Below are 16394 nucleotides of genomic sequence, written 5' to 3'. Positions count from 1 at the left end.
GTTGAGGAGGAGCCAAACATGAATCTCAGCGCACCCACACAGATCGTTTTCATCATTGCAGTTGTTATCGCCATTATCGGCGTTCTAGCAGCCCTCGGCATTCTTGCGTTCATACCATTGGCCTCGGTCTGGATCGTGACCATCGCTTTCGTCGTGCTGGCCGGCGGCTGCCTGATGCGCGGCGCCTGACAGGTTTCCCTTGAAGTGGGGACTGAAAGCGCYCGGCCAMAAGCCGGGCGCTTTTGATTCCGGTCACGGGTCTGCTAGATTTGGCTTGGCGGAAGGATGGCCAATGCCGATCGAGATGCAGCGCCGGAAGGAACAGGACCACTCCATCGCGGGGCGTTTCGAGATGCGCCGGCGCCTTGCCGATCCTGCACTTGATGGCATCGTGTCAGACATTTGCGGCTATCGCGAAACGGCTGCCGGCCATTTCCGCAATGTCGAATACGCCTCGCTGACCGTGCCGCTGGTGATCAGTTTCGCCGAGCCCTTCGCCATCGGCCTCGGCAAGACGCCGGGCGACAATGACCGCTTCGCCAGTTTCGCCGCCGGCCTCTACGCCGGACCGGTGATGATCGAATCCTTCGGTGCCGCTTGCTGCGTGCAGGTCAACTTCACCCCGCTTGGCGCGCGCCGCTTCTTCCGCCTGCCGATGAGCGACCTGGCCGACAGCATGGTCGTCCTCGACGACGTGCTGGGCTCTGAGGGCATGGCGCTGCGCGAACAGCTTGGCAACGCGCCGGACTGGTCGACGCGTTTCGATCTGGCCGAGGCCTTCGTCACCGCTCGTCTCGCGAACGCTGCCGAAACGCCACTGGAAGTCGCCTGGGCCTATGACCGCATCATCACTTCGGGTGGCCGCACCCGCATTGCATCGATCGCCGAAAGGCTGGGCTGGAGCCGCAAACACCTCGCCGAAAAATTCACCGACGCAACCGGCATCGGCCCCAAGRCGCTGTCGCGCATCGTSCGCTTCAAYCGSGCGCTTGGCCTGTCGCGGCAGCAGACGGTGGACTGGGCCGAYATCGCSGCCGAYTGCGGCTATGCCGACCAGGCSCATCTGGTGCGCGARTTCCGCGACCTTGCCGGCGAGACGCCGACGGCACTTCTCAGCAGGTAACATTTCTTCAAGACGCTGGAACGGCCTTCGAACAGAGTGATGCATGTCGCCCAAAAGTGCGCAGCGGTTTTGGGACAACGACATGCACAAACAGGATTCATCGACCAACCCAGATGAAGGAGTTCCCATGCCCACCACCACCGAAGCCCCCCGCCTCTACCCCGCTTTGCGCTATAAAAACGCGGCGAAAATGATCGACTGGCTGGGCGAAGCCTTCGGCTTCAGCGTCCGCGCCCGCTATGGCGAAGGCGATGTCGTGCACCATGCCGAACTGGTCTTCGGCTCCTCGATGATCATGCTGGGCAGCGCTCGCGACGACGACTACGGCAAGATGGTCGGCGAACCCGGTCCAGGCGGCGGCAAGTCGATCTATATCGCCGTCGACGATGCCGATGCCGCCTACGCCAAGGCCAGGAAAGCCGGCGCGACGATCATCCAGGAATTGACGAACCGCGACTATGGCAGCCGCGAATTCATCTGCCGCGATCCGGAAGGCAGCGTCTGGTCTTTTGGGACGTATTGGCCGAAGGCGGGTGAGAAGGGCTGAGCACCGGCCTGAGGCGTGTTGAGATTCAGGTCAGGCCGTGCCGAAAATGGTGGCTACCGAGAACCGGAGCGGAGCGTACTCAAGTACGTGAGCACCGGAAGCGCAGGAAGCCGCCGTTTGCAGGCCGGCCTCACCTGAATATCAGCACGCCTCAGCGAGCCAGCCCGAAAATCGCGTCACAGTCGAGGTGGCTCTCCAGCTCTGCGGCGACATCGTCCAGCGCCCGTTCGACTTCGGCGCGATAGTCAATGCCACCGCCCTTGATGCCGAGGCTTTCGAGGAATTTCCCGCGAAAAGCGTCAGCACCGAACAGGCCATGCATATAGGTGCCTAACACCTTGCCATCGGCTGAGATCGCGCCGTCCTCGGCACCATTGATGATCGCCGACGGCCGCATGGTGTCCGGGCCGGTGGTGCGGCCGAGATGGATTTCGTAGCCTTCGAGCGGCAGATCGAATTGGACCGAGCGCGCGCTGACATTGCGCACCGTCTTCTCCRGCTCCATCACCGTTTCGATRTCGAGCAGGCCRAGCCCTTCGGCCTCGGTGACRCTGCCTTCGATGCCATCGGGGTCGCGCACGCTGCGGCCAAGCATCTGAAAMCCACCGCAAATGCCGACGACATGACCGCCGCGCTTGCGATGCGCGGCCAGATCCCGGTCCCAGCCATTCTCGCGGAACTTTATGAGATCGCTGATCGTCGATTTGGAACCGGGAATGACCACCAGCCCGGCGTCTTGCGGCAGTGGCTTGCCGGGCGGCACGAACACCACTTCGACCTGCGGCTCGGCCTTGAGCGGGTCGAGATCGTCAAAATTGGCGATACGGCCGAGCATCGGCACCGCCACCTTCAGCGCGCGCGCCTCACCGGACGCTAGCCGCTCCAGCACCACCGAATCCTCCGAAGGCAGCCGCGCCGCTGCCTTCAGCCACGGCACGACGCCGAAGCAGCGCCATCCCGTGAACTTTTCGATCGCCCTCAGGCCGTCGTCGAACAGCGAGACATCGCCGCGGAACTTGTTGATGAGATAGCCGACGATCATGCGCCGGTCTTCTTCCGGCAGGATCAGATGCGTACCGGCGACCGAGGCGATGACGCCACCGCGGTCGATGTCACCGACCAACACCACGGGCACATCGGCACGCGTGGCAAAGCCCATATTGGCGATATCGCGGCTGCGCAAGTTGATTTCAGCTGGCGAACCGGCGCCCTCGACGATGACCAGATCGGCGCCCTCGCCCACCTTCGCCCAGGAGTCCAGCACGGCATCCATCAGCCGGCCCTTCAGCGCCTGGTAGTCGCGCGCCCGCGCCTCGCCGAACACCTTGCCCTGAACGATGACCTGGGCGCCGACATCGGTCTGCGGCTTGAGCAGCACCGGGTTCATATGGACCGATGGCGCCACACCGCAAGCGATCGCCTGCAGCCATTGCGCGCGGCCGATTTCGCCGCCGCCATGATTGTTGTCACCGGGAATGTCGGCGACGGCGGCGTTGTTCGACATGTTCTGCGGCTTGAACGGCCGCACCTTCAGCCCACGCTTTTTCGCGGCACGGCACAGGCCGGCGACCAGCACCGTCTTGCCAACATCCGAACCCGTGCCTTGCAGCATGATTGCCCTGGCCATCAGCCCCGGCCCTGCGTCGCGGTTCCGGTGATGGTGGATTTCGCCGCCAGCGGCCCGCCGCGCCAGATGTAGAGCGCCAGCAGCGGCTCGTTGCCGGTTCGCATGGCGTGGTTGACATTCGAGGCGTGGTGCACGACCTCGCCGGCCTCCCGCTTGCGAAAGCCGCCCTCGCCCATGCGCCATTCCGTACCGCCCGTCAGCGGAATGTAGATCTCCTCGGCGACGTGATGGTGGTCGGGATAGACGATATCAGGCCCAAGGATCAGCAGGCCGGCCGCCACCGCGTCATTGGCGAAATGCCCGCGCGTGCCGAACACTTCCAGCCAGCCGTAATTGTCGATGAAGGCCTTGCCGAAATCAGCCTTGGTGTAGGTCTGCCCCCAGTGCAATTCGTTGCGCTGCGCCGCCAGCACTTGCACCAGCGGCTTCGCATCGGATGGTGCCAGTTCGGCGGCGCGATCGAGATGGCGCAGGCAGCCGAGCGGATGCGGCTCCAGCGCGCGGGCCGGCATGTCCCAACCGATGCGCGCCACGGCGTCGCGCACCAGGGCGTTGTCCACGGAAGCGAGATAGGCGTGGAAGCGTCGCAGCAGTTCATCGAATTTTGTCGTCACATCTCGCTCCGGACATGCATTGATGCACAGCCGCTCCGCAGGGGATCGGGTTGCGCGGCGGCATCATTGGTCTAGATTGGTGCGCGCGCAAAGCCAAAAACGACAGGCCAGCGGGCTAGCTGACCAGCACATAGGGAGCACGCCATGGACGCCGCKGTSGATGCGAGCACCAGCCAGTTCGAACTCAAYGAGGASCAGCGCGCCATCCAGGMRATGGCSSAGGCCTTCGCCGCCGAYCGYGTCGCSCCSAAYGCGCTCGAMTGGGATCGCAGGAAGTACTTTCCTGCTGATGTGATCCGCGAGACCGGCCCGCTCGGCCTAGGCGGCATCTATGTCAGGGACGATGTCGGCGGCTCCGCGCTGGGCCGCCTCGACGCCGTGCTGATCTTCGAGGCGCTGTCGCATGCAGATCCTGCCTTTTCGTCCTTCATCTCGATCCACAACATGGTGGCCTCGATGATCGATCGTTTCGGCAATGAGGAGCAGCGCCAGCGCTTCCTGCCTAAGCTGACTTCGATGGAATGGCTGGCAAGCTACTGCCTGACCGAACCAGGCTCCGGCTCCGATGCCGCGGCGCTCAAGACACGCGCGGTGAAAAGCGGCGGCGACTACATCCTCAACGGCGCCAAGCAGTTCATCTCGGGTGCCGGCGACAGCGATGTCTATGCCGTGATGGTGCGCACCGGCGCCGACGGGCCGAAAGGCATTTCCACCATCGTCGTGCCAAAAGATGCTCCCGGCCTCTCCTTCGGCGCCAACGAGCACAAGATGGGCTGGCATATGCAGTCGACCCGCCAGGTCATCTTCGAGGACTGCAAGGTGCCGGCGGAAAACCTTTTGTCGGGTGAAGGCGCCGGTTTCGGCATCGCCATGGCCGGACTCGATGGCGGCCGGCTCAACATCGCCGCCTGTTCGCTGGGCGGCGCGCAATCGGCGCTCGACAAGGCGCTGTCGTACACGGCTGAGCGCAAGGCCTTTGGCTCGAAGATCAACCAGTTCCAGGCGCTACAGTTCAGGCTGGCCGACATGGAGACCGAGCTGCAGGCGGCGCGCATCTTCCTCTATGCGGCGGCCTCCAAACTCGACCGCAAGGCGCCCGATGCCGGCAAATGGTCTGCCATGGCCAAGCGATTCGTCACCGATACCGGCTTCACCGTCGCCAACGATGCGCTGCAATTGCTCGGCGGCTATGGCTATCTGCACGATTACGGCATCGAGAAACTGGTACGCGATCTGCGCGTCCACCAGATCCTTGAAGGCACCAACGAGATCATGCGCGTCATCATCGCGCGCGCGCTGATCGGCCGCTGAAGCCAGCAAACTCCGGGAGAGAGACAATGACGACGATCGCCTTCATCGGCCTCGGTAACATGGGCAATCCAATGGCCGCCAATCTGGTCAAGGCGGGGCATGCGGTGCACGGTTTCGACCTCATGCCGGAAAACCTCACCGTCGCCAAAGAACATGGCGTGACGATCATGGCGAATGCCTTGGCGGCGGTGAAGGACGCCGACGTGGTGATCACCATGCTGCCGGCCGGCAAGCACGTGCTGTCGGTCTATGCGGACATCGCGCCCGAGGCRAAAAAGGGCGCGCTGTTCATCGATTCCTCGACGATCGACGTCGATTCGGCGCGCAAGGCACATGCAATCGCCGCAAAGCACGGCTTGCTGTCGATCGAYGCGCCGGTTTCSGGCGGCACCGGCGGMGCKRCSGCYGGCACGCTGACCTTCATGGCCGGCGGCTCTGACGATGCCTTCGCCGCCGCCGGACCTATCCTGAAGCCGATGGCCGGACGCATCGTCCATTGCGGCGGCGACGGTGCCGGCCAGGCGGCAAAGATCTGCAACAACATGATCCTCGGCATTTCGATGATCGGCGTCGCCGAGGCTTTCGTGCTGGCCGAAAAACTCGGCCTGTCGCATCAGGCGCTGTTCGACGTCGCCTCGACCTCGTCGGGCCAATGCTGGTCCTTGACCACCTATTGCCCGGTGCCCGGCCCGGTGCCCACTTCGCCCGCCAACAGGGATTACAAGCCGGGCTTCGCCGCGGCGCTTATGCTGAAAGATCTGAAATTGTCCCAGGAAGCAGCACTTGGCGCAGGCGCGGTGACGCCGCTTGGCGCCGAAGCAGCACAGCTCTACGCCCTGTTCAACGCCCAGGGGCATGGCGGCGCCGATTTCTCCGGCATAATTAATTTTCTCAGAGGTGACGCAGCGTAACCAGAGGATTTGATGGGCTTTTCCGGAATCGTCGGGCAGAAAATCCGCAAATTTAGATTTGCTTAAGCTCTCGATAACTTGGCGGTAACGATGTCCCTATAAAACGGATGGTGAGGCGGACATATCGCATCCGCCCGGCGCTCCGGATCAGGTCTCGCGTACCGGAGCCCGTAAGTTTCGCAGTGTTTCAGTAGCGAAGCGCCATGCGTATCTGGCAAAGCCGCGTTCCCGATGGAGCGCGGTTTTTGCGTTTCTGCCGCGCACAATCAAGCCTGACGTCTATATTCCGATCGCCGCGTTCGGAATTGGCACATGATCTTCGTTGGTCAATACAATCGGCGCGTCCACCCCATCCACCCTGACCACCAGCAGCCGCATGCTCCATGTGCCTGCATTGCGAACCAGGCGGGAAAAGACGGTGCCCTTACCCTTGGCGCCATGGACCGGAATGCTGAACTGGGCGTCGCCCGCGCCGTTCGCGTTGACGTTGAGACTGCCGCCAACCCAGAAATTGTCGGTCACGTCGTCGCCGATCGCGGCCTTCACGCGTGTGTCGGCGCGAATGGCATCCATGGTCATGTGATAGGCATCACTGCCTTTCAGGATGTAGGGGACGCTGCCTACTGTCGCCGCGCAACCGCCGATCCCCACCACCCAGACGACCAGCCCGGCGATTGCCCAGTTGCGTTGCGTCTTGCGGAATTGCTCGGCATCGCGCCAGGCCCGGTTCTGCCAGGCCCAGCGGCTGCCGCGCGCGCCAAGCACGAAGATCATGATGAGGTTGACGACCGGGATCAGTGCCAGCAACGCGATGAAAGTGCTGTTGCCTATGCCCCAGATCCAGTTGAGGAAGAAGGCGCCCCAATTCCAGCGGTCGAGTTCGGGAGGAATTTCAGCCGGCTGGTTGAGCGGTTGTCCGGCCATGATGTCCCCCATCGGTGCGTATGCCGATCGGTTCTAGCCTATGATCTCGACAATGCGCAAAATCAAAGTTTCCGCAGCGTCCACTTCACGCCTTTGTCGACAGCCGGCGAAAATTCGCCTTCACCGCGCGGCTGGCTGGCTTCAGCCCGGCATTGATCGACCGTTCCGCCGCGACGCCGTTGAACAGCGACGGCGTACGACCGGAAAGCAGTTCCGGCCAGAACCGCGATGCGGACTGCAGGAAGGACATCTGCGCCGCGAACGCGCCCTCGGCGATTGCCGCGGTCTTCTCGTTCACCGCACGCGCGGTTTCGGTGCCCCAGGGCTGGCTGCTGCCGGCGTCCATTGCCATCAACGGCAGGCGCATCATTGCCACCAGCGGCGCCAGCATCAGGTCGGCGCCGATGCTGGCTGCTTCTTGCGCGCGTCGGCTCTTGCCGGTTTTTCTCATGGAAATGAACCCCTTGTCGCAGCCGGGCCGGCTGCTGCCTCACACACTACGCGCGGAGGATGAAGTAGTTCCGCATTGCGGCAGCATGTTTCTCGAGGCCGGGCGTTCCCTCTAGGAAACGCCCGGGTCGAGGTTCGCTTAGAGCAGTTCACCGTTTCACGGAAAACGGCGAACCACTCTAACTCTTTGTTTTGACGCAATTCCGGACAGAAAACCGTTCACACTTTTCCTGGAATTGCTCTCAGCGCTTGCGCAGATCCGCCTGTGCCAGATCCAGCGCTTTGCCGATACGCTCGCAGGCCATGTCGATCGTGTCGCGGGTCCAGATCAGCGGCGGCGACAGGATCATGGTGTCGCCGGTCGCGCGCAGCATCATGCCGTTGGCAATGGCATGGTCGCGCACCGTCACCGCCGCACTTCCCGACGGCAGGAAACGTTCCTTGGTCGCCTTGTCCTTGACGATCTCGATCGCGCCCATCAGGCCGATCGAGCGCACCTCGCCGACGAGATCATGCCCGGCAATGCGCTCCTGCAGGGCCTTGGCGAAATAAGGTCCGGTGTCGTCCCTGACGCGGTCGACCAACCCTTCTTGCTCGATGATCTCCAGGTTCTTCAGCGCCACGGCACAGGCCACCGGGTGGCCGGCATAGGTGTAGCCATGGTTGAACTCGCCACCCTTCTCGACCAGCGTCGAGGCGATGCGATCACCGACCAGCAATGCCGACAGCGGCTGATAGCCTGACGTCAGCGCCTTGGCCGTGGTGATGGTGTCGGGCTCGATGCCGAAGGTCTGCGCAGCGAACCACTCGCCCGTGCGGCCATAGCCGGTGATGACCTCGTCCAGCATCAGCAACACATCGTATTTGCGGCAGATGCGCTGCACTTCGGGCCAGTAGCTGGCCGGCGGGATCTTGACGCCGCCCGCGCCCATCACCGGCTCGCCGATGAAAGCCGCGACCTTGTCGGCGCCGGCCTCAATGATGGCGTCCTCGACCGACTTAGCCGCGCGCAGGCCGAAATCATGATCGCTTTCGCCCGGCAGCGCCAGCTCATAGGCATAGGGCATCATCACATGGACGATGTTGGGCACCGCCCCGTTGAGCTGCTTATGCATGGAATCCATGCCGCCAAGCGAGGTGCCGGCGATGGTCGAACCGTGATAGGCCATCTTGCGCGAGATGATGCGGTTCTTCTCAGGCTTGCCTTCCAACACCCAGTAGTGACGGACAAGACGCAATGCGGTGTCGTTGGCYTCCGARCCGGATGARCCGTAGAASACCTGGTTGACGYTCTTCGGCGTGATTTCGGCCAGCTTCTTGGACAACAGCACCGGCGTCGGCGTCGAGCATTTGAAGAAGGAATTGTAGTAGGGCAGTTCCTTCATCTGGGCGTAAGCGGCCTCGGCCAGCTCGTGGCGGCCATAGCCGATGTTGACGCACCACAAGCCGGCCATACCGTCGAGTAACTCAGCCCCTTCGGAATCGTAGATGAACGGGCCGTTGGCGTGGGTGATGATGCGGGAACCCGCTTCGCGCAATTCCTTGTGGTCGGTAAAGGGATGCAGATGATGCGCGGCGTCGATCTGCTGAAGCTGCTTCAGCGAATAATTCTGATAGGTCATGTCTCTGATCTTTCCTCTGAAATCATTCCGGCGGTGCCGGGGCGAATTCGTCAGAGGATGGCAGGCGGTGAATAACCGATGCGGGCGCACAGCCGCAAAAGCTCCGCCCGCAGCGTGCGCGATGACGGTGTCACCGCAACCCGGAATGCGCGAACTGATAGCCTAGCGAGAGCCATGGCAGGCACCTTAGAGCAAAGGGTGGTCAAGGTGAACCACCCTTTGCTTGGCCCATGGCAGAATACCTCTAGGCCTTGGCGCTCAGCGCCCGTTGCAGGAACACGTACTTCATCGCCGTCTGCGCCGCTTGCGGCCGGCGGTCACCGCGACCGCCATGTCCGCCCTCGGTCTCCTCGAAGAACAGCGTCCTGGCATGGCCTGCCTCCTGTAGGCGGGCCGCCATCTTGCGCGCATGGCCGGGATGGACGCGATCATCGGCGGTCGAGGTCGTCAGAAGCACCGGCGGATAGGCCGCATCGCCCCGGACATGCTGGTAGGGCGAATAGGCCGACAGCCACTTGGCGTCTTCCGGCTGTGATGGATCGCCATATTCGGCCATCCAGGAGGCGCCGGGCGGCAATTGCGTGTAGCGCAGCATGTCGAGCAGCGGTACCTCGATGATGACCGCACCGAAGAGTTCCGGATGCTGCGTCAGGGAAACACCCGTCAGCAGGCCACCATTCGAGCCGCCCTGGATGCCGAGCGAGCTTGCCGTCGCGATGCCGCGTCTGACGACGTCTTCGGCCACCGCGGCGAAATCGTCGAAACCGTTCTGGCGATTGCCTTTCAGCGCCGCCTGGTGCCAGGCCGGCCCGAACTCGCCACCGCCACGGATGCAGGCCTGGACATAGGCGTTGCCCTTCTCCAGCCACAGCCTGCCGCGCACGCCGGCATACCCCGGCAGCAACGGCACTTCGAAGCCGCCATAGCCATAGAGAAGCGTCGGCACCGGACCTTTCTGGTCGCGGCGCCTGACGACAAAGTACGGGATCATCGTGCCGTCCTTCGAGCGCGCCTCGAACTGTTCCGAGATCAGCGGCGCGGCATCGAAACGCGCCGGCTGCGACTTCACTGTGGCGAGCGTCTCGCCATTGTCGTCAGACCAGATGATCGAGCTCGGCGTCAGGAAATCCGTGAAGGAGAACGACACGCTGGAACCGAAATGCTCGGCGTGGCTGATGCCGACAGTGCCGTTTTCAGGCAGCGCAACCGGCTTCATCGACCAGGCGCCATCCCTGCGCTCGCAGACAAGAACCTTGCCGCGCACATTGTCCATAAGGCTGATGAACAGCCGGTCCTGCGTGCGGGCAATGCCGGCGATGGACACCCGATAGGCCGGCGCCAACAAGGTTTCGATGGCGCCGAAACTGCCGGTTTCGATCCAGTGCGCGAAATCGAGCGAGTAAAGCCCGTCCGGCTGGCAGGCCGTGCCGTCCGGCGCCGTCCACGGTGTACGCACCCCGAACAGCAGCTGGTCCTTGAACAGCGATGTGTCGGTGACATCGTCGGGCAGCGGAACGCGCCTGTTTTCGCCAGAAGGCAGATACAGAAAACTGTGCGATGCGAAGAAATTGATTGCCCGGGCCAGGAACACGTGACGCTTGTCGCCGTCGAACTCGACGCCGGCTCCGGCGGCGAGATCGTCTTTCTGTGCCTCGAAGATCGGCGTCGCCTCTTCCAGCCTGGTGCCACGCTTCCAGAGCTTGATCACGCGCGGGTAGCCGGACTCGGTCTTGTCRGCSTCYTCGAWSGCMGCCGARACGATGACCGTGTCCTTGTCCAGCCARCCGAAWCCCGACTTCGACGCCGACGCGCGAAACCCGCCCTCGATAAACGATCTGGTCTCTATGTCGAATTCGCGCATCTCGCTGGCGTCGCCGCCATCCGGTGACATCGACAGCAGGCAGCGGCTAAAATCTGGATAGAGCCGGCTGGCGCCGCTAAACACCCATTTGATCCCCTCCTTCGCCGCGAGCTGGTCGAAGTCGATGATCGTTTCCCAGACCGGCTTTTCGGTCTTGTAGGAGGCAACTGTCGTGCGGCGCCACAGGCCGAGCGCATTGGTCTTGTCCTGCCAGAAATTATAGACATGGCCGGCAATTGCCGCGCCGACGGCGATGTTGTCCTCGGCCGTCATCAGGTCGAGCGCCGTTTGGAACGACGCCTGATAGGAYGGATYGCCCTGCAATTCRCCWRYCGWGAYCTCGTTCTGGCSATGCACCCAGTCGAGMGACKGTTTGCTKGTCCTGTCCTCCAGCCAGAGGAAGGGATCGTCAGCCGTGGAATTTGGCAGGCTCAGTGAGGTCGACTTGGTCATATGGTCTCCGATAAACTCATCAAGGCGCGGTGTCGCAAACATCGTCATGCCACTACCGAAATTCAATTGGAACGCACGAAAGAAGCGATCCCGCCACACAGCGTCAACTGAGACGCCTTATCGAGGGATGAGTCGCCACGAGGAAACCTCATGCAATTTCTCTACATTGCGAAAGAGAGATTTGGACCGTCCAGCGGCACGGAATGGACGAAGTACGTCGAGTGGTCTGGCCTCACTCAACTGACCGAGGTGGTCACGCTGGATGGCATGCTCGGCCCGATTGCACTTGAGGAGACGAAAGACAATTACTGGCCTCACATTGTGAATGAGGACTGGATGCTCGATTTCTTTGTAGACTTGGATTTCCTGCTTTCGGAACTGACGGATACGAGCGCATGGAACATTTTAAGCGTCATCCGAAGACCGCAGGCTGACGTGGGTTCGGCTGACTGGGGCGGCTTCACCTTCCTGGGCTACGACTTGCTGGATCAGGAAGCTGCCACAAGTGCATTGACCAATTGCGGCGGATTTCCCGATGTGTTTGCCAATTCAGAACTGTCCCACCTTGGGCTAATACCCGACTTTGATCGTGCAGCCGAAATTCAAGACATGCTGCGCAGAATGCACCCCGAGGAACGCCACGCCAATTGCGATATGTGGGCAATTTCCAGATGGCAAGGCAGTGACAGACCTCAAAATCCCGCTGTCGCTTCACGCTGATCTGCGGCCAAAAACACTCGCCACCGCCAGCGCCAGGCACATCAGGCCAAGCGTGATCGGCAGTCCGCCCGCGCCCAGTATATCCATGGCGGTCCCTGCCAGTGGCGGCACGGCGATGCCACCAACGCCCCACATCAGCGAGAAGGCGGCGTTGCCGGCGATCAATGTCGAGCCGGTGAAGCGCTCGCCAAGCTCGATGATCGACATCGTGTAGATGCCGTAGGAAACCGCACCCCAGACGAAGATCATCGGCCAGATCAGCGGCGTTTCGATGAGAAGCGGCAGCAGCACGCATCCGAGCACCGTCAAGAAGACACAGCCAAGCCGCACCAGGCGTGCGGTCAGCCTCTCCGCCAGCAGGCCGAGCGGCACCTGCATGGCGATGTTGCCGGCGATCATCATCGACAGCAGCGCCGACATGCGGACTTCCGCGATGCCGTGATGGGTGCCATAGACCGGCAGCAAGGCCAGCGCGCCCTGTTCGAAACCCGCGGCCACGATAACGGCGAACAAGAGCAGCCACGCCATCGGCACGAAGCCCAGGACGGACACCTGATGCCCGGCCTCGTCCACCTTTGGCAGGCGCGGCAGCACCGACGCCAGGCAGATGCCGCACAGCACGAAAGCGCAGATGCCGACGAGAAAGGGCGGCCACCCCTGCGTGCCGACGGCAAGCAGGCAAAGCGGCCCGGTCGCAAATCCGGCCGAGATGATCGTCGAATAGACGCCCATGATGCGGCCGCGCCGGGCCGGCGGCGCCAGTGCGATCACCCAGATTTCGCTTAAGACATAGAGCGGATTGGTCACCACGCCGATCAGGAAGCGCAGCGGGAACCACAAATAGACATTCTGTGTCCAGCCGATCAGCGCCAGCACGATTGCCGAAAGGGCCGCACAGGTGAGCGCCGTGCGCCCTGCCCCGAACCACCGCGCCAGCGCCGGGATCAGGGGCGACGAGACAATGAAGCCGATGGGGGTCATGGCCGCCGACAGGCCGATCATCGCTGGCGAGACGTCCTGGCGCTGCAGGATGAAGCTCAACAGCGGATAGGACAGCCCCTGCGCGATGGCGAACACCGAGACGGTCGCGATCACGCCGGTGATCGCTGCCCACTGCATGCGGGTTTCGCTTTTGTCCGAACCCGCCGCGGTCATGCCTTGCTGCTCCGGCGGACCGATGAGCGATAGAGCGCGAAGATCACCAACAAGGCATCGAGGCCGATGATCACCACAGGCAGCCCCAGCGGACCGATGCCTTGCATCAGCAGGCCGGCGCCCGGTGGGCCGACAATGCCGCCAACACCCCACAGCAAGGCAAAAGCCGCATTGCCGGTGACCAGCAGCGTGCCCTTGAAGCGGSTRCCGAGTTCGACCAGCGCCATCGTATAGACGCCRTARCCGACWGCACCCATSACCAGMAGCACGMSCCAGATCRSCGGCGTCRTGATCAGCAGCGGCAGCAGMGCCGCGCAAACCATTGTCGCCACCGCGCAGGCCAGGATCATCGGGCGGCCGCCGAACCGCTCGGCGAGCAGGCCGAGTGGGATCTGCAGCAGGATGTTGCCGAGCGACAGCGCCATCACCAGCGCGGCGAGGATCGCTTCCGGCAGGCCATAGCCAGCACCGAAGACCGGGACCAGCGCATAGGTGCTTTGCTGGACGGCGGCCGAGACCAGCACGGCCAGCAGCAGCGCCGGCGCCAGCCGGGCAAAACCGACAAAGCTGCCGGCAGGCTGGCCATCATCCTCGAAGCCGGTGAGTTTTGATGAGACAAGGCGCAGAATGACGGCACAAAGCAAGAAGCCGCCGACACCGACGCTGAACGGTGCCCAGCCCGATGTGCCGATGAAGGTCAAGGTGAAAGGTCCCGCCGCATAGCCGGCGCCCATCAGCGTGTTGAACACCCCCATCACCCGGCCACGCCGCGAAGGCGGGGCCAGTGACAATGCCCAGACCTCGCCAAGGATATAGAGCGGGTTGATGACGACGCCGACAATGAAGCGGATAAGGTACCAGGCCACCCAGTTCTGCAGATAGCCGATCGCCAGGAAGCACAGCGCACCAATCAGCGAGCAGCCGACCGCCAGGTTGCGTGCACCGACCAGCCGCACCGCGGCCGGCACGAACGATGCTGACAGGATCAGCCCGAGCGGCATCATAGCCGCCGACAGGCCGATCAACCCCGGCGACATGCCTTGCTTCTGCATCAGAAGCGTGAACAGCGGCGAGCTCAACCCTTGCGCGGCGCCGAACATGGCAAGTGCTGCGGTGACGCCGGCGAGCGCTGCCCACTGCGTTCCCGCTTCGCCTTCGCTCGAGCCGGTTGCCACCATTCCGTCATTCCATATGAGGTGCCGGCAGACCTCCCGGCCGGCAAGGTCACTGCTACGGGTTCAATCCGGGGAAAGAAAGGGCCGGCAGGGGAAATCCGCTTGCGCCAACCGGACGGTGATCAGGCGAATGTCGCGGCCACGCAGCTGCCGTTCCGGCATGTCGCTTCCCTCGCCCTAGTGGTCGCCGCCTCCGCAATGGCCGACGGGCCGCCGGTCCATTATGCCGCCCGCTATCGCATCCTACGAGGACCATCATGACCGCCGCCCTACAACCCTTGGAATCGGCACAGGCGCCCGACCGTGCCCGCCGTGGCGGCCGCGCCGGAAAGCGCGCCGGCGGCTCGGCCGCCTTTGAGCAGCCGGCTTTCCGCCAGTTGAGAAACCCGCTGACGCCGACCAAACTGGTTTCCGAAGACGAACTGGAATCGATCCACCTCGCGTCCTTGCGCGTACTCAGGGAAATCGGCGTCGACGTCCTTCACGACGAGGCCCGCCGTATCATGAAGGCGCATGGCGCCGACGTGCGTGAAGGCTCAGAGCGCGTGCGCTTCGACAGCGATATGATCCTGGACCTGGTGTCGAACTGCCCGTCCGAATTCACCATCCATTCCCGCAATCCCGCGCACAATGTGCGTTTCGGCGGCGACAATGTGATCATCTCGATGATGGCCTCGGCGCCCAATTGCTCGGACATCGATCGTGGTCGCCGGCCTGGCAACCAGCAGGACTATCGCAACTTCCTGCGCCTGGCGCAGATGCACAACATCCTGAACTGCACCGGCGGCTATCCGGTTGAGCCGACCGATATCCATCCGTCGGTCCGCCACCTCGAGTGCATCCGCGACCTCGCCACGCTGACCGACAAGGTGTTCCACATCTATTCRCTCGGCAAGGAGCGCAATGTGGACGGCATCGAGATCGCCAGGATCGCGCGCGGCATCAGCCATGAGCAACTGCTCGAGGAACCGTCCGTCTTCACCATCATCAACACCAATTCTCCGCTCAAGCTCGACGTGCCGATGATGGAAGGCATCATCCAGATGTCGAGCAAGGGYCAGGTCGTYGTSGTSACGCCSTTCACCCTGTCGGGYGCSATGGCGCCGGTCACCATYGCCGGCGCRCTGGTGCAGCAGAATGCCGAGGCGCTGTCCGGCATCGCCTTTGCCCAGATGGTGAGGAAAGGCGCGCCTGTCGGCTATGGCGGTTTCACCTCCAATGTCGACATGAAGTCCGGCTCACCGGCCTTCGGCACGCCGGAATACATGAAGGCGCAGCTTGTCGGCGGCCAACTGGCCCGCCGCTACAACATCCCCTACCGCACCTCCAACACCTGCGCCGCCAACACGGTCGACGCGCAGGCAGCCTATGAGAGCGTGTTCTCGCTCTGGGGCGCCATCCAGGGCGGCGGCAATCTGATGATGCATGCSGCCGGCTGGCTCGAAGGCGGCCTGCGCTGCTCCTACGAAAAGACTATTCTCGACATCGACCTGTTGCAGATGGTAGCCGAATTCCTGACCCCGCTCGACATGTCCGACGAGGCGCTCGGCTTCGACGCCATCCAGTCGGTCGGCCCGGGCGGCCATTTCTTCGGTACCCAGCACACGCAGGACCGCTACAAGAACGCCTTCTACTCGCCAATCCTGTCCGACTGGCGCAATTTCGAGACCTGGGCTGAAGCCGGCTCGCCGACCGCGCTGGAAAAGGCCAACAAGGTGTGGAAGGAACGGCTGGCGTCCTACGAAGAACCTTACATGGATCCGGCGATCCRCGAAGAGCTCAACGACTTCGTCCAGAAGCGCACGGCCGAAGGCGGCGCGCCGACCGATTTTTGATCGTCTGTACTGGTTTGATGAATAGTCGACCCCCACTCCGTCGAGCTTCGCTCGCCACCTCTCCCC

Annotated in this window: 15 protein-coding genes; 7 read left to right on the top strand and 8 right to left on the bottom strand. The window is 62.9% G+C overall.

Features of this window, described 5'->3' with window-relative positions; translation table 11 throughout:
• The first annotated feature begins 18 nt into the window (after positions 1-18).
• From AC1DX0_RS06805 to AC1DX0_RS06795, 3 genes are all read left to right on the top strand, one after another.
• Positions 19-189, top strand: coding sequence for a hypothetical protein (locus tag AC1DX0_RS06805; protein WP_081850490.1), 171 nt, complete (start codon positions 19-21; stop codon positions 187-189).
• Between the two features lie 103 nt (positions 190-292).
• Positions 293-1123, top strand: coding sequence for a helix-turn-helix domain-containing protein (locus AC1DX0_RS06800; protein ID WP_477354789.1), 831 nt, complete (start codon positions 293-295; stop codon positions 1121-1123).
• A gap of 127 nt (positions 1124-1250) precedes the next feature.
• Entirely contained in the window at positions 1251-1670 is a 420-nt protein-coding gene (locus AC1DX0_RS06795) for a VOC family protein (RefSeq protein WP_477222185.1), read from the top strand.
• Between the two features lie 151 nt (positions 1671-1821).
• Here the strand turns inward: AC1DX0_RS06795 and AC1DX0_RS06790 are convergent, their stop codons facing one another.
• Together AC1DX0_RS06790 and AC1DX0_RS06785 are read right to left on the bottom strand one after the other, a co-directional pair.
• Positions 1822-3297: a cobyric acid synthase gene (locus AC1DX0_RS06790; RefSeq protein WP_477354786.1), complete on the bottom strand. Its 1476-nt coding sequence runs from the start codon at positions 3295-3297 to the stop codon at positions 1822-1824.
• Complete coding sequence (locus tag AC1DX0_RS06785) at positions 3297-3911, bottom strand: dimethylsulfonioproprionate lyase family protein (protein ID WP_477222183.1); 615 nt, start codon at positions 3909-3911, stop codon at positions 3297-3299. Before AC1DX0_RS06785 ends, AC1DX0_RS06790 begins: the two co-directional genes overlap by 1 nt.
• Positions 3912-4055: 144 nt before the next feature.
• On the opposite strand from AC1DX0_RS06785, the gene AC1DX0_RS06780 reads away from it, so the two are divergent.
• A complete protein-coding gene (locus tag AC1DX0_RS06780; protein WP_477354783.1) occupies positions 4056-5222 on the top strand; it encodes an isobutyryl-CoA dehydrogenase in 1167 nt (388 codons plus the stop codon).
• Positions 5223-5248: 26 nt separating this feature from the next.
• On the top strand, positions 5249-6133 hold the full coding sequence (mmsB, locus tag AC1DX0_RS06775) for a 3-hydroxyisobutyrate dehydrogenase (protein WP_477354780.1): 885 nt from the start codon (positions 5249-5251) through the stop codon (positions 6131-6133).
• A gap of 279 nt (positions 6134-6412) precedes the next feature.
• Here mmsB and AC1DX0_RS06770 read toward each other — a convergent pair whose 3' ends face one another.
• The 4 genes from AC1DX0_RS06770 to AC1DX0_RS06755 all read right to left on the bottom strand — a co-directional run bounded on the left by AC1DX0_RS06770 (position 6413) and on the right by AC1DX0_RS06755 (position 11443).
• Positions 6413-7057: a cytochrome c oxidase assembly factor Coa1 family protein gene (locus AC1DX0_RS06770; protein ID WP_477222180.1), complete on the bottom strand. Its 645-nt coding sequence runs from the start codon at positions 7055-7057 to the stop codon at positions 6413-6415.
• Between the two features lie 85 nt (positions 7058-7142).
• Complete coding sequence (locus AC1DX0_RS06765) at positions 7143-7508, bottom strand: hypothetical protein (protein ID WP_477222179.1); 366 nt, start codon at positions 7506-7508, stop codon at positions 7143-7145.
• Positions 7509-7749: 241 nt separating this feature from the next.
• Positions 7750-9129, bottom strand: a complete 1380-nt coding sequence (locus AC1DX0_RS06760) for an aspartate aminotransferase family protein (RefSeq protein WP_477354777.1) — start codon at positions 9127-9129, stop codon at positions 7750-7752.
• Positions 9130-9373: 244 nt separating this feature from the next.
• Positions 9374-11443 carry a prolyl oligopeptidase family serine peptidase gene (locus AC1DX0_RS06755; protein ID WP_477354774.1) on the bottom strand — a complete coding sequence of 690 codons (2070 nt, stop codon included), beginning with the start codon at positions 11441-11443 and terminating at the stop codon, positions 9374-9376.
• Between the two features lie 150 nt (positions 11444-11593).
• On the opposite strand from AC1DX0_RS06755, the gene AC1DX0_RS06750 reads away from it, so the two are divergent.
• Positions 11594-12163, top strand: a complete 570-nt coding sequence (locus tag AC1DX0_RS06750) for a hypothetical protein (RefSeq protein WP_477222176.1) — start codon at positions 11594-11596, stop codon at positions 12161-12163.
• Here the strand turns inward: AC1DX0_RS06750 and AC1DX0_RS06745 are convergent.
• Both AC1DX0_RS06745 and AC1DX0_RS06740 read right to left on the bottom strand, forming a co-directional pair.
• Positions 12155-13318: an MFS transporter gene (locus AC1DX0_RS06745; RefSeq protein ID WP_477222175.1), complete on the bottom strand. Its 1164-nt coding sequence runs from the start codon at positions 13316-13318 to the stop codon at positions 12155-12157. The two genes, AC1DX0_RS06750 and AC1DX0_RS06745, sit on opposite strands and share 9 nt — an antisense overlap.
• A complete protein-coding gene (locus AC1DX0_RS06740) occupies positions 13315-14496 on the bottom strand; it encodes an MFS transporter (RefSeq protein WP_477354771.1) in 1182 nt (393 codons plus the stop codon). The genes AC1DX0_RS06745 and AC1DX0_RS06740 overlap by 4 nt, the downstream gene beginning before the upstream one ends.
• 254 nt (positions 14497-14750) lie before the next feature.
• On the opposite strand from AC1DX0_RS06740, the gene AC1DX0_RS06735 reads away from it, so the two are divergent.
• The gene (locus tag AC1DX0_RS06735) at positions 14751-16328 is read left to right on the top strand and encodes a trimethylamine methyltransferase family protein (protein ID WP_477354768.1); all 1578 of its coding nucleotides are present in this window, start codon (positions 14751-14753) and stop codon (positions 16326-16328) included.
• Positions 16329-16394 lie beyond the last annotated feature (66 nt).

This window comes from Mesorhizobium sp. P3_A9 (genome assembly GCF_056402975.1).
Note: the sequence above shows the minus strand (reverse complement) of the source record. Positions and strands in the feature narration are given on the sequence as shown.